This window comes from Paraburkholderia sp. GAS448 (assembly GCF_050435685.1).
Lineage (GTDB): Bacteria > Pseudomonadota > Gammaproteobacteria > Burkholderiales > Burkholderiaceae > Paraburkholderia.
This window is the reverse complement of the sequence record NZ_JBNDKT010000037.1, coordinates 15167-39401: the sequence shown is the minus strand read 5'-3', so window position 1 is coordinate 39401 and position 24235 is coordinate 15167. Positions and strand designations below refer to the sequence as shown.

General features: G+C 64.9%; 19 protein-coding genes. 8 read left to right on the top strand and 11 right to left on the bottom strand.

Annotated elements, in window-relative coordinates; translation table 11 throughout:
- The first annotated feature begins 12 nt into the window (after positions 1–12).
- Genes P3T23_RS38685 through iolB form a run of 5 tightly spaced genes read left to right on the top strand, consistent with a single transcriptional unit; the run spans position 13 to position 6640 of the window.
- On the top strand, positions 13–849 hold the full coding sequence (locus P3T23_RS38685) for an ATP-binding cassette domain-containing protein (protein ID WP_429321352.1): 837 nt from the start codon (positions 13–15) through the stop codon (positions 847–849).
- Between the two features lie 47 nt (positions 850–896).
- Positions 897–2933, top strand: a complete 2037-nt coding sequence (locus tag P3T23_RS38680; RefSeq protein ID WP_429321323.1) for a bifunctional 5-dehydro-2-deoxygluconokinase/5-dehydro-2-deoxyphosphogluconate aldolase — start codon at positions 897–899, stop codon at positions 2931–2933.
- Complete coding sequence (gene iolD / locus P3T23_RS38675) at positions 2930–4912, top strand: 3D-(3,5/4)-trihydroxycyclohexane-1,2-dione acylhydrolase (decyclizing) (protein ID WP_429321322.1); 1983 nt, start codon at positions 2930–2932, stop codon at positions 4910–4912. Before P3T23_RS38680 ends, iolD begins: the two co-directional genes overlap by 4 nt.
- A 10-nt stretch (positions 4913–4922) precedes the next feature.
- A complete protein-coding gene (gene iolE / locus P3T23_RS38670) occupies positions 4923–5837 on the top strand; it encodes a myo-inosose-2 dehydratase (protein ID WP_429321321.1) in 915 nt (304 codons plus the stop codon).
- Positions 5834–6640: a 5-deoxy-glucuronate isomerase gene (gene iolB, locus P3T23_RS38665; RefSeq protein WP_429321320.1), complete on the top strand. Its 807-nt coding sequence runs from the start codon at positions 5834–5836 to the stop codon at positions 6638–6640. The genes iolE and iolB overlap by 4 nt, the downstream gene beginning before the upstream one ends.
- A 45-nt stretch (positions 6641–6685) precedes the next feature.
- On the opposite strand, the gene P3T23_RS38660 is transcribed toward iolB, so the two are convergent.
- The 8 genes from P3T23_RS38660 to P3T23_RS38625 all read right to left on the bottom strand — a co-directional run bounded on the left by P3T23_RS38660 (position 6686) and on the right by P3T23_RS38625 (position 13954).
- Positions 6686–7399 carry an ABC transporter ATP-binding protein gene (locus P3T23_RS38660; protein ID WP_429321319.1) on the bottom strand — a complete coding sequence of 238 codons (714 nt, stop codon included), beginning with the start codon at positions 7397–7399 and terminating at the stop codon, positions 6686–6688.
- Complete coding sequence (locus P3T23_RS38655; protein WP_429321318.1) at positions 7396–8148, bottom strand: ABC transporter ATP-binding protein; 753 nt, start codon at positions 8146–8148, stop codon at positions 7396–7398. Before P3T23_RS38655 ends, P3T23_RS38660 begins: the two co-directional genes overlap by 4 nt.
- The gene (locus P3T23_RS38650; protein WP_429321317.1) at positions 8145–9452 is read right to left on the bottom strand and encodes a branched-chain amino acid ABC transporter permease; all 1308 of its coding nucleotides are present in this window, start codon (positions 9450–9452) and stop codon (positions 8145–8147) included. The genes P3T23_RS38655 and P3T23_RS38650 overlap by 4 nt, the downstream gene beginning before the upstream one ends.
- Positions 9445–10383 carry a branched-chain amino acid ABC transporter permease gene (locus P3T23_RS38645; protein ID WP_429321316.1) on the bottom strand — a complete coding sequence of 313 codons (939 nt, stop codon included), beginning with the start codon at positions 10381–10383 and terminating at the stop codon, positions 9445–9447. The genes P3T23_RS38650 and P3T23_RS38645 overlap by 8 nt, the downstream gene beginning before the upstream one ends.
- A gap of 3 nt (positions 10384–10386) precedes the next feature.
- The gene (locus P3T23_RS38640; RefSeq protein ID WP_429321315.1) at positions 10387–10830 is read right to left on the bottom strand and encodes an acyl-CoA thioesterase; all 444 of its coding nucleotides are present in this window, start codon (positions 10828–10830) and stop codon (positions 10387–10389) included.
- Between the two features lie 107 nt (positions 10831–10937).
- Entirely contained in the window at positions 10938–11468 is a 531-nt protein-coding gene (locus P3T23_RS38635; RefSeq protein WP_429321314.1) for an NUDIX domain-containing protein, read from the bottom strand.
- A gap of 45 nt (positions 11469–11513) precedes the next feature.
- Positions 11514–12545, bottom strand: a complete 1032-nt coding sequence (locus P3T23_RS38630) for a threonine aldolase family protein (protein WP_429321313.1) — start codon at positions 12543–12545, stop codon at positions 11514–11516.
- A gap of 53 nt (positions 12546–12598) precedes the next feature.
- Positions 12599–13954, bottom strand: a complete 1356-nt coding sequence (locus P3T23_RS38625; protein ID WP_429321351.1) for a YbfB/YjiJ family MFS transporter — start codon at positions 13952–13954, stop codon at positions 12599–12601.
- A gap of 121 nt (positions 13955–14075) precedes the next feature.
- Between P3T23_RS38625 and P3T23_RS38620 the strand changes: the two genes are divergently transcribed.
- Positions 14076–14999 carry a LysR family transcriptional regulator gene (locus P3T23_RS38620; protein WP_429321312.1) on the top strand — a complete coding sequence of 308 codons (924 nt, stop codon included), beginning with the start codon at positions 14076–14078 and terminating at the stop codon, positions 14997–14999.
- Between the two features lie 113 nt (positions 15000–15112).
- On the opposite strand, the gene alaS is transcribed toward P3T23_RS38620, so the two are convergent.
- On the bottom strand, positions 15113–17737 hold the full coding sequence (gene alaS / locus P3T23_RS38615) for an alanine--tRNA ligase (RefSeq protein WP_429321311.1): 2625 nt from the start codon (positions 17735–17737) through the stop codon (positions 15113–15115).
- 321 nt (positions 17738–18058) lie between these two features.
- On the opposite strand from alaS, the gene P3T23_RS38610 reads away from it, so the two are divergent.
- Positions 18059–19279 (top strand): CaiB/BaiF CoA transferase family protein, encoded by a 1221-nt coding sequence (locus P3T23_RS38610; protein WP_429321310.1) that lies wholly within the window; start codon positions 18059–18061, stop codon positions 19277–19279.
- 147 nt (positions 19280–19426) lie between these two features.
- Here P3T23_RS38610 and P3T23_RS38605 read toward each other — a convergent pair whose 3' ends face one another.
- Positions 19427–19990: an RBBP9/YdeN family alpha/beta hydrolase gene (locus P3T23_RS38605; protein ID WP_429321309.1), complete on the bottom strand. Its 564-nt coding sequence runs from the start codon at positions 19988–19990 to the stop codon at positions 19427–19429.
- Between the two features lie 23 nt (positions 19991–20013).
- Entirely contained in the window at positions 20014–21765 is a 1752-nt protein-coding gene (ggt, locus tag P3T23_RS38600) for a gamma-glutamyltransferase (protein WP_429321308.1), read from the bottom strand.
- Positions 21766–22396: 631 nt separating this feature from the next.
- On the opposite strand from ggt, the gene P3T23_RS38595 reads away from it, so the two are divergent.
- Positions 22397–24106, top strand: a complete 1710-nt coding sequence (locus P3T23_RS38595) for a glutamine--tRNA ligase/YqeY domain fusion protein (protein ID WP_429321307.1) — start codon at positions 22397–22399, stop codon at positions 24104–24106.
- The last annotated feature ends 129 nt before the right edge of the window (positions 24107–24235 follow it).

Sequence of the window (24235 nt, the reverse complement as noted above, 5' to 3'; positions counted from 1 at the left end):
ATGATGACCGCCATGCAACAGCAACAGTCGCAGCAGCAACAGTCGCAGCCGCAGCAGGAAGCCGGCGAGGACTACATCCTGGCGCTCGAAAACGTCAGCCGCTATTTCGGCAACATCATTGCGCTGAACGACGTCACGATCAAACTGAAACGCGGCGAAGTGCATTGCCTTCTGGGTGACAACGGCGCCGGCAAGTCGACGCTGATCAAGACGCTCGCGGGCGTATACACGCCGAGCAAAGGCGTCTACCGCGTGGACGGCAATCCGGTCCACTTCACGTCGCCGAGAGACGCGCTCGATCTCGGCATTGCGACCGTCTATCAGGATCTGGCGCTGGTGCCGCTGCTATCGGTGGCGCGCAACTTCTTCATGGGACGCGAGCCGCAGAAGAAGCTGTTCGGCCTGATCAACGTGATGGACCTCGACCATTGCGCAACCGCCTCACGCGAAAAGCTCGCGGAAATGGGCATCAACGTGCGCGACCCGCATCAGCCGATCGGCACGATGTCCGGCGGCGAAAAGCAATGCCTCGCGATCGCGCGGGCGATTCACTTCGGCGCACGCGTGCTGATCCTCGACGAACCGACCGCGGCGCTCGGCGTCAAGCAGAGCTTCAATGTGCTGAGGCTGATCCACAAGGCGCGCGCGAAAGGCATCTCGGTGATTTTCATCACGCACAACGTGCACCACGCCTACCCGATCGGCGATTCGTTCACGCTGCTCAATCGCGGCAAATCGCTCGGCACGTTCACGAAGGACACCATCACGAAGGACGAGGTGCTCGACATGATGGCCGGCGGCGCCGAGATGCAGAAGATGATGGGCGAACTCGAAGGCGCGACGATCTGAGCGATCGTCTGCGCGTGCATCCGGTGCTTCGACAATCAGGAAATTCCATGGCTATCTCCAGCAATCCCGTTGCCCCGGCAGCAAGCGGTCTGTCGACCGCGAGCCGGTTCGCGTCCGGCCGTAGCCGCGATGTCATCTGCCTCGGCCGGCTCGGCGCCGACCTGTATGCGCAGCAGGTCGGCTCGCGCCTCGAAGATGTCTCGACATTCGCGAAGTATCTGGGCGGGTCGTCGGCGAATATCGCGTTCGGCTGCGCCCGGCTCGGGCTCGAAGCCGCGATGCTCACGCGCGTCGGCAATGACCATATGGGGCGCTTTCTCACGGAAACGCTCGCCAGCGAAGGCTGCGACATCAGCCATGTGCGCATCGATCAGGACCGCCTGACCGCGCTCGTGCTGCTCGGCCTCAAGGACCGCGACACGTTCCCGCTCGTCTTCTATCGCGAGAACTGCGCCGACATGGCCGTCGATGAAGCCGATTTCGATGAGGCGTTCATCGCGTCGTCGAAGGCGCTGCTGATCACCGGTACGCACTTCTCGACCGAACAGGTGAACCGCACGAGCCTTCGCGCCCTCGATTACGCGCGGCGCAACCAGGTTCGCACGGTCCTCGATATCGACTACCGGCCGGTGCTGTGGGGTCTGACGGGCAAGGCGGATGGCGAGACGCGCTTCGTCGCCAGCGAAGGCGTCACCGCGCATTTGCAGCGCATCCTGCCGCTCTTCGATCTGATCATCGGCACCGAAGAAGAATTCCGCATTGCGGGCGGCAAGACGGAATTGATCGATGCGCTCGCCGCGGTGCGCGCCGTGACGCCAGCGACACTCGTCGTCAAGCGCGGGCCGCTGGGCTGTCAGATCATCGACGGCAAGGTACCCGCCTCGCTCGATGATCTGCCGGTCCAGGGCGGCGTCGAAGTCGAAGTGCTGAACGTGCTCGGTGCGGGCGATGCGTTCGCGTCGGGCTTTCTCTCCGGCTGGCTGCGCGATGAGCCGCTCGAAGCCTGTGCGCGCGCCGCAAACGCGAGCGGCGCGCTGGTGGTATCGCGGCACGGCTGTGCGCCGGCGATGCCCACGCCCACCGAACTCGACTACTTCCTGCGCGAAGCAAAGGCGGACCCGCAGCGCATGCGCCGTCCGGATCGCGACGCGACGCTCGCGCGCCTGCATCGCGTGACGCCTGCGCGCACGCGTCGGAACGAAGTGCTCGGCTTTGCGTTCGATCATCGCAACCAGTTCTTCGATCTCGCCCAGCAAACGGGCGCTGACGAATCGCGTATCTCGCATCTCAAGGGACTGTTCGTCGAAGCCGTGTCGCAGACCGAAGCGGCGCTCGGGCTCCAAGGCCGTATCGGCGTGCTGATCGACGACCGCTACGGACAGGACGCACTGAACGCAGCGACGGGACGCGGCTGGTGGATCGGCCGCCCGGTCGAATTGCCAGGCTCGGTGCCGCTCGTCTTCGATCACGGCCGCTCGATCGGTACGACGTTGACCAGCTGGCCGCGCGAACATGTGGCCAAGTGCCTCGTGCAGTTTCATCCTGACGAGCCGATCGAACAGCGGCTGGAACAGGAGGCGCAATTGCGCGCGCTGTACGACGCGACACAGGCAAGCGGCCACGAACTGCTGCTCGAAGTGATCCCGCCGAAGCATCTGCCCGCCGCCCCGGATACCGTGTACCGCGCGCTGAAGCGGCTGTACAACATCGGCATCTATCCGGAGTGGTGGAAGCTCGAACCCATGGAAGCGAGCCAGTGGCAGGCCATCGATGCGCTGATCGCCGAACGCGATCCATACTGTCGCGGTGTGGTGCTGCTGGGTTTGTCGGCGGCCGTCGAACAGCTGAACGACGGGTTCCGTGCGGCGGCCGCATCGGCGACCTGCCGCGGCTTTACCGTCGGCCGGACGATCTTCCACGAGCCGAGCTATGCGTGGCTCGCGGGCGAAATCGGCGACGATGAACTCATCGCGCGTGTTCGACGCACGTTCGAGACGCTGATCGCCTCGTGGCGCGCAGCGCGCGGCCAGCCGGCAGAGCCGGTCAGCCACTCGCACAATGTCCATCAGGAGCAGGCGGCATGAACCAACGCGTGTTGCATCAGGATACCGCGCCGGCAGCCGAAGCAACGCCGATCCAGGCCGGCGGCACCGTGCGCCTGACGGCCGCGCAGGCGCTCGTGCGCTATCTCGCTGCCCAGCGCGTCGTCACGGAAGACGGCAGCGGGACCGAACCATTGTTCGGCGGCGTGTTTGCGATCTTCGGACACGGCAACGTCGCAGGTCTTGGCGAGGCGCTGTATCAGAACCGTCACGAACTGCCGACGCTGCGTGCCCATAACGAGCAGGCGATGGCGCACAGCGCGATTGCCTACGCGAAAGCGCATTTCCGTCGCCGGATGATGGCGGTGACCACCTCGATCGGCCCGGGCGCGACGAATCTCGTCACCGCGGCGGCGCTGGCGCACGTGAACCGTCTGCCGGTCCTGCTGCTGCCGGGCGACATCTTCGTGTCGCGCGCGCCGGATCCCGTGCTTCAGCAGGTCGAGGATTTTCATGACGGCGGCATCTCCGCAAACGATGTATTCAAGCCCGTGTCGCGCTATTTCGACCGCATCGTTCATCCGGCGCAACTGCTGAGCGCGTTGCCGCGCGCGCTGCGTGTGCTGACCGATGCCGCGCTATGCGGCCCGGTCACACTCGCCCTGCCGCAGGACGTGCAGGCTACGGCGTGGGATTTTCCGGCGGACTTCTTTGCCCCGCGCGTGGTGACGTTCCACTCGCCCGCGCCGGTCGAACATGAAATCGATGCCGCGCTCGAACGGCTGCGCAGCGCGAAGCGACCGATGATCGTTGCCGGCGGCGGCGTGCTGTACGGCCGCGCAACCGATGCGCTGCGGTCGTTTGCAACGGCCTATGGCATTCCCGTCGCCGAAACGCAAGCCGGCAAAGGCTCGCTGGCATGGGACGACCCGCTGAACACGGGCGCGCTCGGCGTGACCGGTTCGCCCGCGGCAAACGCGCTCGCCCACGACGCCGACTGTGTGCTCGCCGTGGGCACACGTCTGCAGGACTTCACGACGGGTTCCAACACACTCTTCACGCAGGCCGACGTGATCGGCATCAACGCGAACGCGTTCGACGGCCTCAAACATCGCGGCCTGGTCGTGCAGGCGGATGCACGTCTGACGCTCGATATGCTGTCCGGGCGCCTCGAAGGCTGGCATGCGGACGCGTCGTGGACCACGCGGGCGCAAACACTCGCGTCGGAATGGCGCGACACGCTCGGCAGGCTCACCCATGCACCGCAACGCGAAGGCGTGCTGCCCTACGACGCCGACGTCATCGGCGCCGTGCAGCGCTCGAGCGAGCGCTCGACCACTGACGACATCGTCGTCTGCGCGGCCGGCACGCTGCCCGCCGAACTGCACAAGTTGTGGCGCACGGGGCGTCCTGGCGGCTATCACGTCGAGTACGGCTATTCGTGCATGGGTTACGAGATCGCCGGCGGGCTCGGCGCGAAACTCGCGCGGCCTGAGCGTGAAGTCATCGTCATGGTCGGCGACGGCAGCTATCTGATGATGAACAGCGAGATCGCGACGTCGGTGATGCTGGGCGCGAAGCTGATCATCGTCGTGCTCGACAACCGCGGTTATGGCTGCATCAACCGTTTGCAGCAGGCCTGCGGCGGCGCACCGTTCAACAATATGTTCGACGACTGCGCGCAGGGCCCGCTCGGCGCACCCGCGGTCGACTTTGCCGCGCATGCGCGTTCACTCGGCGCGCAGGCGGAACACGTCGCGAGCGTGAACGAACTCGAAGCCGCGCTGCAACGCGCGCGCGCCGCTGACCGCACCTACATGATCAGCATCGACACCGACGCCGCCCGCACGACCGACGACGGCGGCTGGTGGTGGGAAGTCGCCGTGCCGGAGGTTTCGACGCGCCCCGCGGTTCGTGACGCCCGCGCGAAATACGAAGTGCAGATCGCCGCGCGCGACCATACCGCAGGCGGAACGACCGCGTCCGGCACCCGCACGCCCGACGACACAGCCAACGATTGAGGACCTCCGCATGACTCAGTTCGAAGTACGCATCGGCATCAACCCGCTTTCGTGGATGAATGACGACCTGCCCTCGCTGGGCGGTGAAACGCCACTTGAAGTCGCGCTGACCGAAGGTCGCGAGATCGGCTACGAGGGGTTCGAGCTTGGCAACAAGTTTCCGCGAGAGCCACAGGCCTTGAAGACGCTGCTCGCGCAATACGATCTCGCGCTTGTCTCCGGATGGTATTCGGGACGGCTCGCGCGACGCAGCGTCGAAGAGGAAATCGCGTCAGTCGGCCCGCATCTCGATCTGCTCGCACAGAACGGCGCAACGGTCATGGTCTACGGCGAAGTCGCCGATTCGATCCAGGGCGCGCCGCAGCCGCTCTACCAGCGACCGCGCTTCTTTTCCGACGCGCAATGGGAAACGTATGCGAAGCGCGTCGATGAATTCGCGCGTTATATGCTAAGCCGCGGTGTACGCCTTGCGTATCACCACCATATGGGCGCGTACGTCGAAACGCCCGCCGACGTCGATCGTCTGATGTCGCTCACGAGCGATGCGGTCGGTCTGCTCTTCGACGCCGGACATATCACGTTCGCAGGCGGCGACCCCGTTGCGGTGCTGGACCGGCACATCGCGCGCGTCTGCCACGTGCACTGCAAGGACGTGCGGCCCGCCGTCATCAAGCTCGCGCGCAACCGCAACTGGAGCTTTCTGGACGCGGTGATCAACGGCGCCTTCAGCGTGCCGGGCGATGGCACGGTCGATTTCGCCTCCATCATCCAGCGCCTGAAAAAGCACGGCTATCGCGGCTGGCTGGTCGTCGAGGCGGAACAGGATCCGGTGATCGCGCCTTCGTACGCGTATGCCCAGAAGGGTTACCAGACATTGCGGTCGCTCGTCGATGCGCCGCTTGATTTATCCAGGGAGGCAGCATGAGTCTGCTCGTCAAGGCACAGCGCGAAGGCCAGACAATCGCGCGCGTGACACCCGAATCCGCGGCCTGGCGGTACGTGGGCTTCGCGGCCTACCGTCTGGAACCGGACGAAATCGTCTATGTGCACGACGCGAAGCGCGAAGCCTGCATCGTCGTGCTGTCGGGAGCCGTGGATGTCGAGACCGCCGACACGAAATGGAGCAGCCTCGGTTCGCGCGACAGCGTCTTCGAAGACGCCGCCCCGTATGCGGTTTATCTGCCGCCAGGCGTGCGTACAACGGTGCGTGCCGTGCGGCGCGCCGAAATAGGCGTCGCCAGCGCGCCGGCAAGCGGCCTGCATCCGGCCCGCCTGATCGAACCTTCGCAGATGAAGCGCTCGACCCGCGGCAAGGGGCTCAATACGCGCTACGTGTGCGACATTCTTCCGCAGACCGAACTGGCGGAGTCGCTGCTCGTCGTGGAAGTCCGTACGCCCGGCGGACACGCTTCAAGCTACCCGCCGCACAAGCACGACACCGACAACGTGCCGCAGGAAAGCTCGCTGGAAGAGACGTACTACCATCGGCTGAATCCGCCGCAGGGCTTTGCCTTCCAGCGGGTCTATACCGACTCGCGCGATATCGACGAATCGATGGCCGTCGAGGACCATGACATCGTGATGGTGCCGCGTGGCTATCATCCGGTCGTGGTGCCGTATGGATACGACTCGTACTATCTGAATGTCATGGCGGGAAAACAGAGAACCTGGCACTTCAGAAACGATCCCGCGCATGAGTGGATCATCGAGCGGGATTCACGCAGCTGACGCGCCACTACGCGGTGTCACTCGCCGGGTCTTTCACGTACCGCATCAGCCGACGCCCAGCCACTCCCGCACAATATCGTCGCGCTGCAGGAAGGCGCCAGGGGAAGCGTCGAACACGATCTCGCCGTGCCCCATGACCGCGATCCGGCTCGCGATGTCGTGTGCGATCGCAAGCCGCTGCTCGATCAACAGCACCGCGACGCCGCGTTCATGCAACATGCGCAGACACGCCGCGACCTGAGCCGCGACCTGCCCGGCGAGTCCTTCGGCGGGTTCATCGACGATCAGCAGTTCCGGGTCGCCGGCCAGCGCGCGGGCGAGCGACAACATCTGCTGCTCGCCGCCGGAGAGTGCACCTGCGCGGGTGGCCCGACGTTCGCGAAGCGCGGGAAAGAGCGCGTAGGCATCCTCGAACGTGAAGCGCGGTGCACGTCCGCGATGGTGCGGCGCGATGCCAAGCTGCAGGTTTTCATGCACGGTCAGCGTCGGGAATACATCGCGATGCTCCGGCACGTAACCGATGCCGAGCCGCGCGATCTCGAAGGTGCGCAAACCGGACAGTGACCGGCCGGCGAAACGCATCCGACCTTCGGCGTGCACCAGGCCCATGACGGCTCGCGCGAGCGTCGAACGGCCCGAGCCATTACGTCCCGTAAGCGCGACGATCTCACCCGCGTCGATCCGCAGGTCGACGCCGAACAACGCCTGGCTCGCGCCATGCCATGCACGCAATCCGCCGATTTCGAGCAGCGCGCTCATCGGGCCAGGCCCTCGCCGAGGTAGGCTGCGCGCACACGCTCGTCCGCACGGATCGCCGACGGCGTGCCGGTCGCGATCAGCCTGCCCTGCACCAGCACGGAAACGCGATCGGCGAGGCTGAAGACGGCGTCCATGTCGTGTTCGATCATCAGGAGCGTGCGGCCCTCGGTGGTCTCGCGGATCAGGTCGATCGCGCGCGCGGCTTCTGCCCGGTTCATGCCGGCCGTCGGCTCGTCAAGCAAAAGCGTGTGCGCGCCGCCGGCGAGCGCAAGCCCGAGATCGAGCGCACGCTGCTCCGCGTAACTCAGCGTGCCTGCCCGCTCGTGCCGGCGCGGAGACAGGCCAACCGCGTCGAGAACCTGTGCCGCGCGTGCGTCTACCGCCTGCGAGCCGGTCCAGCGATGCCACCAGCGCAGATCATCCCGATTCGCTGCGAGAACCGCACAGCGCAGGTTGTCGAACACGGTGAGACGGCCGAAGACACTGGTCGTCTGAAAGCTGCGCGCGAGCCCGAGCCGGCTGATCGCAGCCGGCGCGAAGCGGCTGATGTCGATGCCGTTCAGCTCAACGCGGCCCGCACTCGCGCGTCCCATGCCTGAGATCAGATTGAACAACGTCGACTTGCCCGCGCCGTTGGGGCCGATCAACGCATGACGTTCGCCTGCCTCGATGGTCAGATCGACGCCACGCAGAATCTGCGTCGCGCCGAAGCGTTTCTCGATGCCGTGCAGCGCGAGTGCGGCCGTCATCGCGCATCTCCCGCGTCTTCGGTACCACGCTCGAGTTGCATCTGCATCTGCCGTGCGTAACGCCGCGCGAACCGGCCGAGCGCAATCAGCGCACAGATCGTCGCCAGCAGAGCCGTCACGGATGTCATCGAGCCGATCTGAGCATTGCCGAGCCGAACTGGGTTGCCCGCCACGTCGTCCGACGCGTGTGTCGCGTACGCCCACTGAACGGCGAGCACGAGGGCCATCGTCCAGCACAACACCGTGCAGACATGCAGGAGATATAGACGCGACCACGCACGCCAGCCGAACCGCGACAGCGTCGTTGCGGCACACGCCGCGAAACCGGCGAGGCCATCTGGCGAACCGGCAACAACCACGATAAAGAAGAGGCCAAGATAAAAGAGCCACGCCTGCGTGACGCTCGCCAGCCCGACGCTGAAGAACACCAGCGCCACCGCCCCGATAACCGGCCCAAAAAACGCGCCGGTCCCGCCGATCACCGTCGCCAGCAACGCGGCGCCGGAGCGTAACATGCCGACGCTTTCCGTCGAGACCAGTTCGACATTCACGAGCCCGAGCGTACCCGCGACGCCCGCAAAGAACGACGACAACACAAACATCGCACAACGGACCTGCCGCGGATTGCAACCGATGGCCGCCGCACGCACGGGGTTGTCCCGCACGGCATTGGCAAGACGGACAAACGGCGTGCGCGATAACGCCCATATCGCGGCGCTCGCAAGCAGGCACCAGAGGGCAATCACCGTATAGGCCTCGCGCGCAGGGCCAAACGTCCAGCTGCCCCACATCGGACCGCTCGCACGATCGATCGGTATACCCGCCTCGCCGCCGAACCAGTCCGGCAGCGTCCACGCTGCCGCGGCGACGAGTTCGCCGATACCCAGCGTGATCATCGCGAACGCGGTGCCGGCGCGTCGGGTTGCCACTGCGCCGGATATCACACCCGCCAGCGCTCCGCCGACACCTCCGGCGAGCGGCAGCCACGGCAACGCGATGGCGTAACGATTGAACACATGTGCCGCGACGAGCGCACCCAGTCCCGCATACGCTGCGTGCCCGAATGAGAGCAGGCCTGTCTCTCCAAGCAGCAGGTTGTACGACAGCGCGAACACGATCATCGTCGCGGTCTGCGCGAGGTAGGCGAGCAGCCAGCTTTGCGACGACAGGAACGGCGGTACGGCAAAGAGCGCGATGAGGGCGAGCCATGGCACAGCGATGCGCCAGCAAGGCACACCGCGTCGCGATCCGGTCTCGGGGTCGCGCCATGCGCGCGGCCGATGCACGTCGTGAGCCTTACGCATCGTCTTCGCGTTGTCCGAAGAGTCCGCGCGGCCGCAGCGCGAGCATCGCCACCAGCAGCAGATACGGCACGAGCGGCGCGAGTTGCGCGACGCTCAACGCTGCCCATTCAGGCGGCAATGGCTGACCGATCCATGCGGCGAGCGCGCCGAGCGACGCGTCGCTCGCGACCGCCAGCGTCTGTACGCACCCGACGACGAGCGAGGCGACAAGCGCACCGCCCAGCGAGCCCAGCCCGCCGATCACGACCACGACAAACACGATCGACCCGACAGACTCCGCCATCGCCGGTTCGATCACAAAGAGCGGCGCGCCGATTACGCCGGCGAGCGCCGCGAGCGCCGTGCCAGCAGCAAAGACCTGCGTGAAGACGCGCGGCACGTTGTGGCCAAGCGCTTCGACCGCACTCGCATGGGTCAGCGCAGCACGGATAATCAAGCCGGTTTTCGAAGTGCGCAACAGCGTGTAGAGCGCCGCCAGCATCGCGATCGATATCGCCATCGTGAACGCCCGATAGCGCGAGAACGCAGCGCCATAGACCGTGAAGAGCGGCCCATCGAGCGCTGGCGGCACGTGCGCCGCCAGCGCCGGAAGCCCCCAGACGAGCTTGACCGCTTCACCGATCAGATAAGCGGCGCCAAACGTCAGCAGCAGTTCAGCAAGATGGCCGTGTGGCCGCACGCGCCGCAGCAACCAGCGCTCCATCGCCGCGCCGATTAGCCCGACGACAAGCGGCGCAATGACGAGCGCGCTCCAGAAGCCCACGCGCGCCGCGACTGAAAAGCCGACGTACGCGCCGAGCATGTAGAAACTCGCATGCGCGAAATTGAGCACGCCGAGCATGCTGAAAATCAGCGTCAAACCCGCCGACAGCATGAACAGAAGCAAGCCGTAGCTCACCCCGTTCAGCAGGTTGATGACGAACGACTGCACGCGCTATTGCCCGGCGACGACGAGCGGCGCAAGCGCCGCCTGCAACGCATCGGGCAGCGCGACCGGACGGCGCGTGATCCGGTCGACGTACACGTGCACGAAATGCCCTTGCGCCGCCGCCTGCGCGTCGCCTTCCTTGAAGAGACCCACTTCGTAACGCACGCTCGTCGAGCCGAGGCGTGCCACACGCAGGCCCGCATCCACCCGCTCCGGAAAGACGAACGGCGCGAAGTAGTTGCAGTGCGTTTCGACGACGAGGCCGATCGTCGCGCCATGCTCGAAATCGAGCACACCCGTGCGGATCAGGTATTCGTTGACCACGGTGTCGAAGTAACTGTAGTAGACGGTGTTGTTGACGTGGCCGTAGACGTCGTTATCCATCCAGCGCGTGGTGATCGGCAGGAAGTGCGGGTAGGCGGTGCGCGGCGTTGCGATCGGTTTGTTCATCGATTTTTCTTCGGTGATGAAAGGCGGACTACGGTCACTGTAACAACGGTTTCCCCTTGCCCGCCATCGGCCGTCTGGCTAGTCATCCGGCGATGCGCTGCCGCCGCTCACTGCCCCGGCCGCTCGACGAACTCGAACGGCAAGCCGCGCCGGCGCATCCATTCGCCCAGCGCCTGCCCCGTGCCTGCCCGCCACGGACGCAGCTTCGCCGGCTCGACAAGCCGGTACTCGAGCAGTTCCGGCGACAACGAAATCGTGCCGTGCGCCTTGACGTGATACGCGATGATCAGTTCGTTCTTGCGGATGAACTCATAGACGCCGATCAGCTCGACAGTCTTGGCATGCAGCGAAGTTTCTTCGTGCACCTCGCGCGCGATGCCTTGCTCCGGCGTCTCGCCGTTCTCGAGAAAGCCGGTAATCAGCGCGAACATGCCCTCAGGCCAGGCCGCGTTGCGCGCAAGCAGGATTTTCCCTTCGTATTCGACGACCGCCGCGACAACGGGCAACGGGTTGTTCCAGTGCACGTAGCCGCAGGATTTGTCGGGACAGGCCAGGCGGACACGGGCGCCCTCGTGCTCGGGATCGCTGCGTTCGACGAGCGGCGTCGCGCAACGCGGACAGAATTGATAGTCGGACATGCTCAACCGGAATGTGAGTAGTGAGGACGCGCCCAGCCCCGGCCCTCAGGCCGTGCAGAGTTCGCGGACTTCGGCGGCGAAGCGCTCGACGGTCTCGGGTTGTGTGTCCCACGCGCACATCAGCCGGCAGCCGCCCGCGCCGATGAATTCGTAGAACTTCCACCCCTTCGCGCGCATCGCCTTTGCCGCGTGGGCGGGCAATTGCGCAAACACCGCGTTGGATTCGACGGGGAACATGATGCTGACGCCGGGGATCGCTTCGAGACGCGTTTTCATCAGTTGCGCCATGGCGTTCGCGTGCCGCGCATTGCGCAGCCACACGTCATCGTCGAGCAGACCCAGCCACGGTGCGGAGATGAAGCGCATCTTCGACGCGAGCTGACCGGCCTGCTTGAGGCGGTAAGCGAAATCGTCAGCGAGCGCGCGATCGAAAAACACCACCGCCTCACCCACCGGCAAGCCATTCTTCGTGCCGCCGAAACACAGCACGTCGACTCCCGCGCGCCACGTGATCTCGGAAGGATGCACGTCGAGCGCCGCGACGGCGTTCGCAAACCGCGCGCCGTCCATGTGGACTTTCAGGTGACGGCGCTTCGCAATCGCCGCAATCGCCCGCACTTCCTCGACGCTGTAGACGCTGCCGACTTCCGTCGATTGCGTAAGCGTAACGACCTTGGGCTTCGGGTAATGGATATCGGCGCGGCGCGTAACGACGGCTTCGATCGCGTCCGGCGTCAGCTTGCCGTGCACGCCGGGCGCGGTCAGCAACTTCGAGCCGTTCGAAAAGAATTCCGGGCCGCCGCACTCGTCCGTTTCGATGTGGGCAAGTTCATGGCAGATCACCGAGTGATACGACTGGCACAGCGAGGCCAGCGCGAGCGAATTCGCGGCCGTCCCGTTGAAGACGAAGAACACCTCGCAATCGGTCTGGAACAGGTCGCGCAGACGGTCGCACACGCGCTGCGTCCAGGAGTCGTCGCCATAGGCGGGCTCGTGACCGCTGTTGTTAGCTTCGACGAGCGCGCCGAGCGCCTCGGGGCAGATGCCGGCGTAATTGTCCGATGCGAAATGTTGCATGGCTGGCGGCGCGCCGTGCAACGGCGCGCGAAAGTGACGGGAAAGCCGACATTCTAGTGCGCCATCCCGTTATTGTCCGGTTCGCGCTTCGGCACATACGTCACGGCGACGAGACCCAGCGCGCCCAGCATCAACGCCCCCACTGCCAGCCACAGGGCGGGCGAGAACGATCCGGTGTGCGCCGCGATCGGGGCGGCCACGAGCGGGCCGGCGATCTGACCGATGCCGTAGGCCGCGGTCGCATATCCCATCAGTCCGGCCGCATGTTCGCCATGCAGACGACGCGCTTCGCGCATGGCAAACAGCGTGATCGCCGTAAACGGCAGACCGATCAGGATGCTGCCGATCGCAAAGCCGCCCGCCGTCGGCCAGATGATGCCCGAAGCGATTCCGGCCGCCTGCAGCACATAGCAGCCGGCGAGCAGCGTGCGGTTGTCCCAGTGCAACGGCAGGCGCGCGCCGAGCAGCGCCCCGACGATCAGCGCCGCGCCAAACATCGGCCAGAACAGGTCGGGCCACGCGGAACCAGGCAGCGCAGCACGCGCGATGACGGGCAGGAAGGTCGCCGTGATGATGTAGCCGAAACCGGGCACGCCGTAGAGCACGACGAGCCAAAAGGCGTCGGCGCGGTGGATGTGGCTCCGGTGGGGCAACTCGGCGGCGCGCTGGGGCAAGTTGGCGGGCTCGCTTGACCGGACAGGCTGTGCAGCGGACGCGCGCCTCGTGGAGTCGGCGTGCACCTGCCCGGTTGCCCCGATATGCGGCCCCTGGCGGCCGCTCGCGTGACGAGGCGTGGCCGCAACCTTCGCCTGATGCAACGGACTCGCCCTGAATGCGCCCCAGACGAGCGCCGTCAGCACCGCTGAAATGAGACCGAAGCCAATCCAGCCTGCAGTCGCGCCGAAGCCGCCCGCCGCGCTCACCAGCAGCCCCGTCCCGACGATCCCCACGCCCGGCCCGGTGTAGATCACCCCGCCCCATGCGTTGGCTCCAAGCTCGGCGAGCCTGCGCAGCCCCCATTGCGAGGCGAAAACGAACGTCCACGCGCTGACCGCACCGCCGACAAAGCGGATGATCGCCCAGAGCCAGAATGAATGCGTGAAGCCCATGGCGAGCGTCAGCACGACAGTGGCGGCCAGTCCCGCCCGAACCATCCGCGCCGGGTCGACGCGCAATGCAGCGCAAGCGACGGCGCCGACAAAGTAGCCCGCGTAGTTCCACGACGCGAGCCATCCGCCCTGCCGGATATCCAGGGAACCGCCATGCAGCATCAGCGGCAACAACGGGGTGAACGCGAAGCGCCCGACACCGAGTGCCACAGCAAGGGTCACCATGCAGGCCAGCGCGGCCTGACGGGCTTCGTGAGCTCCCGCGGACGGTGCAAGCGCACGGGAAACGAGATCGGTCATGAGCGTAGTCAGATGATTGGAGGACGGCAACGCGATCACCATCCGTTTCCTTGATACTAGCTTGACGTTTCAATCTCTAAAAATGAATAATCATGATTGATACGATCACCTGGAGAGAATCATGGATCTGGCCGCCTTGACCATTTTTCGTGCGGTCGTGCGCGAGAACGGCGTCACGCGCGCCGCCGCGAAGCTGAACCGGGTGCAGTCGAATGTCACGACGCGTATCAAGCAGCTCGAGGAACAGCTCGGCACCGATCTCTTCATCCGCGACGGGCGCCGGCTCGTGCTGACGCCCGCCGGCGAGACCTTGCTGCCGTACGCCGAACGGCTGCTTGCGCTCGCCGACGAGGCGCGTCACGCGGTGCGCGAAAACCGTCCGAGCGGACGGCTGCGGCTCGGCACGATGGAAAGCGTCGCCGCAAGCCGCCTGCCGGGCCTGCTCGCGCAATATCACCAGCGTTGGCCCGACGTCGCGCTGGAACTGGAAACCGGCACAACCGGGCGCCTGGTCGAGCGCGTGCGCGAATTCGAGGTCGACGCCGCCTTGATCGCGACGCCACTCGATGCGGACACGCTGAGCGATGTCTTCGAATCCGTTCCGGTATTCCGCGAAGAACTCGTGATGCTGACGCCACGCGGCCACCGGCCGATCCATCAGGCCCGCGACGTCGCGCTATCGACGCTCATTGCATTCGAGCGCGGCTGCGTCTATCGAAGCTACATCGAAAAGTGGTATCTGGAGCACGGCATCCGGCCGGCACGGGTGCTCGAACTCGGCTCGTACCACGCTGTCGTCGCCTGCGTGGCGGCCGGTGCGGGCGTTGCGGTGGCGCCGCGCTCGGTGCTGAACCTGCAGCAAAACGTGGACGATATTGCGGTTCACTCGCTCGGCGAACTCGGCGCGATCGATACGCTGCTGATCTGGCGCCGCGGACACTTTTCGTCGGCGTTGAATGCACTGCGTGAGGAATTGCTCGCGGCGAGCAATGTGGCCGGAATAGCCGCGCCGCAGGGCGGCAAAACGACGATGCAGCCCGCCTGAAACGCAAAAAGCCGCGAGCGTTTCGGCCCGCGGCTTTTTGCTTTCGATGGCCGCCGCTTGAACGGTGGCTCGCTTTGCGCGTCGGATCGGATGCTGCTCCTGACGGCAGGAGCTTACAGCTGGGCTTCGATCCAGCCCTTTACGCCGGCGAGCGCCGCCGGCAGATTCGCCGGTTCCGTGCCGCCGGCCTGCGCCATATCCGGACGCCCGCCGCCCTTGCCGCCAACCTGCTGCGCGACGAAGTTCACCAGTTCGCCCGCCTTCACCTTCTTGCTGGCCTCCGGCGTCACACCGGCGATCAGGCTGACCTTGCCGCCTTCGACCGACGCCAGCACGATCGCCGCACTCTTCAGCTTGTCCTTCAGCTTGTCGACGGTTTCACGCAACGTCTTGACGTCCGCCCCTTCGAGCGTCGCGGCCAGCACATGCACACCCGACACTTCGATCGCCTGACCGGCAAGCTCATCGCCCTGGCTCGAAGCGAGCTTCGACTTGAGTGCGCCGAGTTCCTTCTCCAGCGACTTCACCTGGTCCTGAACCTGCACGATCCGCTGCGTCAGCTCCGACGGTTGCGCCTTCAGTGCCGCCGCGGCCGCATTGATGCGCATGTCGAGTTCCTGCACGTAGCGCACGGCGTTGTCACCCGTGATCGCTTCCACGCGGCGGATACCCGCCGCCACGCCGCCTTCCATCACGATCTTGAACAAACCGATATCACCCGTACGATGCACGTGGGTACCGCCGCACAGCTCGCGCGAGAAACCGAGGTCGAGGACGCGCACTTCGTCGCCGTACTTCTCGCCGAAGAGCGCCATCGCACCGCCCTTCACTGCTTCGTCGAACGGCATGACGCGCACGATTCCCGGCGCATTGGCCAGCACCTCGGCGTTGACGATTTCTTCGACGCGACGGATCTGCTCGTCCGTCATCGGTGCGTTGTGCGCAAAGTCGAAGCGGGTCTTGTCCGCGTCGACGAGCGAGCCCTTCTGCTGCACGTGCGAGCCCAGCACGTCGCGCAGCGCCTTGTGCATCAGGTGGGTTGCCGAGTGGTTGCGGGCCGTGCGGGCACGGCGCACCGCGTCGATCTCCGCCTTCACGACGTCGCCGACCTTCAGCGTGCCTTGCTCCAGCGTGCCATGGTGACCAACCACATCGGCCTGCACCTTCAGCGTGTCGGCGACGGCGAAGCGCACGCTCGCGTTGCCGAGCAGCCCCTGATCGCCGACCTGACCACCCGACTCCGCGTAGAACGGCGTGTGATCCAGCACGACGACTGCCTGCTGGCCCTTCGCCACCTCATTCACCGACGCTCCGTCGACATACAGCGCGACAATCTTCGCGTCATCGAAGACGATCTCTTCGTAGCCGTGGAACGTCGTCTTGGCGCCCGTGTACTCGAGGCCCTGCGCCATCTTGAACTTGCCGGCCGCGCGCGCCTGTTCACGCTGACGCGCCATCGCCTCGTCGAAAGCCGGTTCGTCGACCGTCACGCCGCGCTCGCGGCAGACGTCCGCCGTGAGGTCCAGCGGGAAGCCGTAGGTGTCGTGCAGCTTGAATGCGAGTTCGCCGTCGAGCGTCTTGCCGCCCTTCGCTTCGAGATCGGTCAACGCGCCTTCGAGAATCGACATGCCGTGCTCGATCGTCTCGAAGAAGCGTTCCTCTTCCTGGCGCAGCACATTGGTCACGCGTTGCTCGGCGTCCTTCAGTTCCGGATAGGCGCCGCCCATCTGTTCCACAAGATCAGTGACCAGACGATTGAAGAACGCGCCCTTGCGACCGAGCTTGTAGCCGTGGCGGATCGCGCGGCGCACGATCCGGCGCAGCACATAGCCGCGCCCTTCGTTGCCCGGGATCACGCCGTCGACGATCAGGAACGAGCATGCGCGAATATGGTCGGCGATCACCTTCAGCGAGTTGTTCGTGAGATCGGCCACACCGGTTTCACGGCCAGCAGCCTTGATGAGCGCCTGGAACAGGTCGATTTCGTAGTTGCTATGCACATGCTGCAGCACCGCGGCGATACGCTCGAGGCCCATGCCGGTATCGACGCATTGCTTCGGCAGCGGCGTCATGTTGCCCTGCGCGTCGCGGTTGAACTGCATGAACACCAGATTCCAGATCTCGATGTAACGGTCGCCGTCTTCTTCAGGCGATCCCGGCGGGCCGCCCCATACGTCCGGACCGTGGTCATAGAAGATTTCGGAGCATGGGCCGCATGGGCCGGTGTCCGCCATCTGCCAGAAGTTGTCCGACGCGTAACGCGCACCCTTGTTGTCGCCGATGCGGATGATGCGCTCGACCGGCACGCCGACTTCCTTCGCCCAGATGTCGTGCGCTTCATCGTCCTCGTGATAGACGGTGACCCAGAGCTTGTCCTTGGGTAGCTGATACACGCCCGTCAGCAGTTCCCACGCGTAGTGAATCGCATCGCGCTTGAAATAGTCGCCAAACGAGAAGTTGCCGAGCATTTCGAAGAACGTGTGGTGACGCGCCGTGTAGCCGACGTTTTCCAGATCGTTGTGCTTGCCGCCGGCCCGCACGCTGCGCTGCGCGGTGGTAGCCCGCGAGTACGGACGCGATTCCGCGCCGAGGAAAACGTCTTTGAACTGCACCATCCCCGAATTGGTGAAGAGCAGCGTCGGGTCGTTGCCGGGCACAAGGCTCGACGAGCGGACGATCGTATGGCCCTTCGATTCGAAGAACTTGAGGAATTTCTCGCGGATTTCGGCGGCTTTCATGGCGTGCTTGGGGGCGGTCCTGGCTATGTCCGGCGGCATCCTGGGATGCGCCAACTGATTGTTTCTGAACGGCTGATTATACGGGATCAGCGCCCTTGCAGAGCAGCCTGAGCCCGTCTGGAACGAGCGTTGGCCATCTGGCCGGGTTTTCCGCGCGAATCGCCAGTGGCGGCCCGAAGCGGCCTGCGATCCGTCCTATGCCGAGCGGCCGGATGGGCCGGCGCGCGGGAATCGCTTAAGATTCGGGACATCGATACTGTGCCTGTGTGCCTCCGGGCGCGCAGGCTCCAAAGCCCCGCTTCAAGGAGACACGGACACAATATGGGCGCTCTTAGTCATATCCGCGTGCTGGATCTCACCCGCGTACTCGCAGGTCCCTGGTGCGCTCAAACCCTTGCCGACTTCGGCGCGGACGTCATCAAGATCGAACGGCCCGAAATCGGCGACGACACCCGCCACTGGGGGCCGCCGTACCTCAAGACGCCCGACGGCGAAGACACCCGCGAGGCCGCGTACTATCTCGCCGCGAACCGCAACAAGCGCTCAGTCACGGTTGATATCGCCTCGCCTGAAGGCCAGCAGATCATTCGCGACCTTGCGGCACAGAGTGACGTCGTGCTGGAAAACTACAAGGTCGGCCAGTTGAAGAAGTACGGGCTCGACTACGCGTCGCTGAAAGAAGTGAAGCCCGACCTCGTCTACTGCTCGGTGACGGGCTTCGGGCAGACTGGCCCGTATGCACAGCGCGCCGGCTACGACTTCATCATCCAGGGCATTGGCGGTTTCATGAGCATCACCGGCGAGCGCGATGCGCTGCCCGGCGGTGGTCCGCAAAAGGCCGGCGTCGCGATCGCGGACCTGATGACGGGCATGTACTCCACCGTGGCCGTACTCGCGGCGCTCGCGCACCGTGACCGTACGGGCGAAGGTCAATACATCGACATGGCGCTGCTCGACGTGCAGGTCGCAATGCTGGCGAACATGAACTCCAATTTCCTTGCGAGCGGCAAACCGCCCGTACGCTGGGGTAACGCGCATGCCAACATCGTCCCCTACCAGACCTTCCAGACCAGCGACAGCTGGATCATCGTCGCGGTCGGCAATGACGGGCAGTTTCGCAAGTTTGTCGAAGTGGGAGGACGCGCGGAACTCGCCGACGACGAACGCTTCTCGGTCAATCCGGCGCGCGTGCGCAATCGCGAAACACTGGTACCGCTCCTCGCCGACATGGTCCGGCGGCGCACCAAGCAGGAATGGATCGCCGCGCTCGAAGCGGCTGGGGTGCCGTGCGGACCGATCAACGACCTTGGCGAAGTGTTCGAGAATGAGCAGGTGGTGGCACGCGGACTCCAGGTCGATCTGCCGCATCCGTCAGGCGGGACCGTCAAGCTGGTGCGTAATCCCGTCAACATGAGTGTGACGCCGCCGCAGGCCGTCACCCATCCGCCGACACTAGGCGAACACACCGACGACATTCTGCGCAGCGTGCTCGGACTGAACGACGCCCGGATTGCGGAGCTGCGGGCGCGCTCGGTGATCTGACGCGCCCCGCCCCGACCCGAAGCGAACGTGGAGCGGCGCAGCACGACATGCAATGCGCAATGACCTGATGGACCTCACGCGCGATACCGGAACCTCGGGTATCGCGCATACCGACCGGCCGGCCGCCAGCTGGCGGGTCTTCGAGGTTCAGACGCTACTGCGCCGTCCGCCGGCAAGCGTTGCCAGCCAGCGCTGTCCTTCGTCCCAGTCGCCGAGGCCACTATCGGAATTGATGTGCCCGCGTGCACCGATCTCGAACCAGCTACTGCCCCACGCCCTTGCACAGGCCTGTGAAAACGGGACGCTGCCGTAGGCATCGTCGGTGCTCGCCACAACGATCGACGGAAACGGCAGGTGCGCGAGCGGTACCGGCGCATAGCCACTCGCGTCCGTCGGGAATTGATCACCCGTCGGATCAGGCACGGCGACAAGCAATGCGCCGGCCACCTTCGCCGCCTGCGCCGGACTCGCATACTGCGCCGCCCAGAACGCCACCGTCAGACAGCCGAGGCTGTGGGCCGCGAACACGATCGGAGCGTCAGCGGCCGCTACCGCATCATCGAGCGTCCGGCACCAGGCGTCGCGCACCGGGTGATCCCAGTCCGGCATCTGCACGCGCGAACATGTCGGCTGCGACTGCTCCCACAGGGTCTGCCAGTGACCTTCGCCCGAGTTCTGATAGCCCGGCAGCACCAGTACCTTTGCATCCATCGCATTTCCCCGTTTTTCCGTGATTAATGAAATACCCGTCCCACACCCACGCCGCGTGGATCGGCTGCCGGCAGCGGCGTTGTGCCATCGACGCGGATCAACTGGACGTCGCCGTTGAACACCTGTCCTTCGAGCGAATAACCCTTTGCCTGCAACTGCTCCGCCAGTTCGCCCGTAATCGGATGATACGGTTCCCAGTAGATCGTCTTCGGCGGCAGCAATTGATGATGAAAACGCATCGCGGCCAGCGCATCGGTGGCCGACATGTCGAAATCATAGAGATTCGTCATCACCTGGAAAATCGACGTGAAAATCCGCGAGCCTCCCGGCGTGCCGATCACGAGCGAAACCTTGCCGTCTTTGAGGAGGATCGTCGGCGTCATCGAGGACAGCGGACGGCGCCCCGGTGCAATCGTGTTGACGTCTCCGCTCGTCACGCCAAACTGGTTCTGCACGCCGGCCTTCGCCTCGAAGTCGTCCATTTCGTCGTTGAGCGCAAAGCCCGCGTTATCCACCACCACGCCTGAGCCGAAGGGGCCATTCAACGTATAGGTGTTGGACACCGCGTTGCCCCACTTGTCGATCACCGAGAAATGCGTCGTTTCGGCGCGTTCCGGCATCGAATCGCCAAGGCCCGGCTTGACCGGCGTGGCGCCGGGCACGGCGTCGGGCTTCACTTCGTCGGCGCGACGGGCAAGGTAAGTGTCGGCTATCAGTCTGTCGACCGGCACGCGGTACGAATCCGGGTCGCCCATGTACTGCTGCCGGTCGGCGAACACGCGGTCTTCGATCTGCGCGACCAGATCGATATACGGTGCCGAGTTAAGCTCCACGCCCTCGAATGCGGGCTTCAGATCGGCCTTCATTTTCAGCATCTGGATCAGGCCCACGCCGCCAGAACTCGGCGGCGGCGCCGTCACGATCTGGTAGCCGTTCCAGTCGGCGGTCACCGGCTGGCGCCAGACTGCCTTGTATTGCTGGAGGTCCGACTTCGACACGAGACCATGGCCGACCATCTGCGACGAGAGCAGGTCCGCGGTCCGGCCTTCATAAAACTCCCGGCCACCGTCGCTTGCGATACGCGACAGAGTCTGCGCCAGTTCCGGCTGGCGAAATGTGACGCCTGTCTTCAGGTTCGAGAAGTAGGCGTTGAAGTTGGTCTTGCCCGCAAAGCTCTTCGCTGCGTAGTCGGCGCGCTGCTGCAGCCAGGGTTCGACGGTGAAACCGTCCGTCGCGTAGTGAATCGCCGGCGCGAGCACCTGTTTCCACTTCAGCTTGCCGAAGCGCTGCTGCGCCTGCCACATGCCGTCGACGGTGCCCGGCACGCCCACCGCACGGTAGCCGACAAGGCTCATGCCGGGAACCACGTTGCCCTTGTCGTCGAGATACATGTCGCGCGTGGCGCGTTGCGGCGCGCGCTCGCGATAGTCGAGGAAGTACGGCTTGCCATCGACGTAAAGCGTCATGAAGCCGCCGCCGCCGATATTGCCCGCGTCTGGATAGGTGACGGCGAGCGTGAAGGCGATCGCGACCGCCGCATCGACGGCATTGCCGCCCTCGGCGAAGATCTGCTGCGCGGTGTCGGCGCTGTAGCGGTCGGGAACGGCAACCGCCGACGCGTCCAGAACGGCCTTCGGCGGCGGCGTCGTGCGGGCGGCGGCCGGTCCGGCCGGGATGAAACACCCGGCAAGCGCGCCGACGAACGTCGCCGCCGCGACGAAATGGGTCAGGCTGGCAAAAGGCGCGCGGTGCGCATCGTGCGTCGATTGGGACATCCAGGAAGCTCCGTATAAGAGGGCGCCATCTTGCCGAACGGCATACCGTCACGCAGGGTGCCGGATCGGCTGCGCCCCGTCACCCTGACCGCTAACAGGCATGTCGGCAGCAGGCAGGGCGAAGGGTTAAGTCTGGGCCAATAGTGCCCGGCTCCGCAAAACACCAAAAAGACAGACCGGCCAGTGGCCCGCGCCGATCAAGCCCCCGGTCGCCGCGCTGTCAACCTTGCCGGGCGGGCCGCCCGTCAACAAATAACCCATCTCGCCGCCAGCGCCCGCGCCGATAGCGGCGTGCTTCCGCGAACGCATCATTGAGTTACGCGCGGGCAGACTCCCGCCAGCATGAGGCCTGTCATAAGTTTCAGCGTGGATTCGTGCCGGCCCATCGTTATTCTCATCACCCGGAATACTGGCCCGTCACGGCGGCACGCGCTGCGGCGGTCGCATTCTGGACGCCCGGCATCCTCGCAAACAACGCGTTTTACCTCCTGTTGCACGTTGTAACAGCGCCCCACCGAAGTCCTCACTCCGGCCCTCCGCCGCATCAACCCTGGCGCTCGTTGACCGGTCAGGTAGAATTGTCAGATAAGCGGGCGCATCGCGCGTCCCCGACCGACTTTCTCCATCACGCATGAATACCGAACGCAACGACGCGCCTGCGGCATCCAATTTCATCCGCAACATCATCGATGACGACAACCGCTCCGGAAAGTGGGGCCAGCGCGTGGAAACACGCTTCCCGCCTGAGCCGAACGGCTATCTGCACATAGGCCACGCGAAGAGTATCTGTCTGAATTTCGGTATTGCCCGCAGCTACGGCGGCGTGTGCCACCTGCGTTTCGACGATACGAACCCGGAAAAGGAAAGCGTCGAGTACGTCGATTCGATTATCGATGCGGTCAGCTGGCTCGGCTTCGAATGGAAGAAAGACGGCAACGAACACCTCTATTTCGCCAGCGACTACTACGACAAGCTCTACGAATTCGCCGAACTGCTGATCGAGCGCGGCAAGGCGTATGTGGACAGCCAGTCCGCTGAAGAGATGCGCGCGAACCGCGGCTCCGCCACCGAGGCGGGCACGCCGTCGCCGTTCCGTGAGCGCACGCCGCAGGAGAACCTCGACCTGTTCCGTCGCATGAAAGCGGGCGAGTTCAAGGAAGGCGAGCACGTGCTGCGCGCGAAGATCGACATGGCGTCGCCGAACTTCAACATGCGCGACCCGGTGATCTACCGGATCCGCTTTGCGCATCATTACCGCACCGGCGACAAGTGGTGCGTGTATCCGATGTACGACTACACGCACTGCATTTCCGACGCGCTTGAAAACATCACGCACTCGTTGTGCACGCTCGAATTCGAGGATCACCGGCCGCTCTACGACTGGATCCTCGATGAACTGGCCGATGCTGGCGTGTTTACGCGTCCGCTGCCGCAACAAATCGAGTTTTCGCGCCTGAATCTGACGTATGCCATCACCAGCAAGCGCAAGCTCCTTCAACTGGTCACCGAAGGCCATGTCGAGGGCTGGGACGACCCGCGCATGCCCACCATCGTCGGCATCCGTCGTCGCGGCTTCACGCCGGAGAGCATCCAGTTGCTGTGTGATCGCATCGGCGTGACCAAGGTCGATTCGTGGATCGACATGAGCGTGTTCGAAGGCGCGCTGCGCGACGATCTCGACGACAAGGCACCTCGCATCGCCGCCGTGCTCGATCCGCTGAAGCTGATCATCGACAACTTCCCCGAGGGCGCCGGCGAGGAATGCACCGCTCCGGTCCATCCGCATCATCCGGAGCGCGGCCTGCGCACATTCCCGATTTCGCGCGAGCTGTGGATCGAGCGTGAAGACTTCACCGAGACGCCGCCGAAGGGCTATTTCCGCCTCTTCCCGGGCAACAAGGTGCGTCTGCGTTATGGCTACGTGATCGAATGCACGGGCGCGGACAAGGACGAGAACGGCAACGTGACCGCCGTCCACTGCAACTACTTCCCGGACAGCCGGTCGGGCACCGAAGGCGCGAACAACTACAAGGTCAAGGGCAACATTCACTGGGTAAGCGCCGCAGGCGCGTGCCCGGCTGAAGTGCGCATTTACGACCGCCTGTTCCGTGAGCCGCAACCCGACGCGGGCGGCCGGGATTTCCTCGAAGCGCTGAATCCGGATTCGAAGCGTGTCGTCAACGCGTACCTCGAGCCCGGCGCGCAGGACGCGATGCCCGAGCAGCGTTACCAGTTCGAACGGCACGGCTATTTCGTCGCAGATCGCATCGATTCGAAGCCGGGTAAGCCCGTCTTCAACCGTATCGTCAGTTTGCGGGACAGTTGGGGCAAGCCGGCGTAAGCTGGAACTTCCCCGCGCCGTCGAACGCCTGATGCGGGACGAGGGGCATGTTCCCGCCGGGGGCATGCGTCGACATATTCCAGTACGACTCATCGGCAGAACGCTGCGGCGCCGCAGTCATCAACGCGC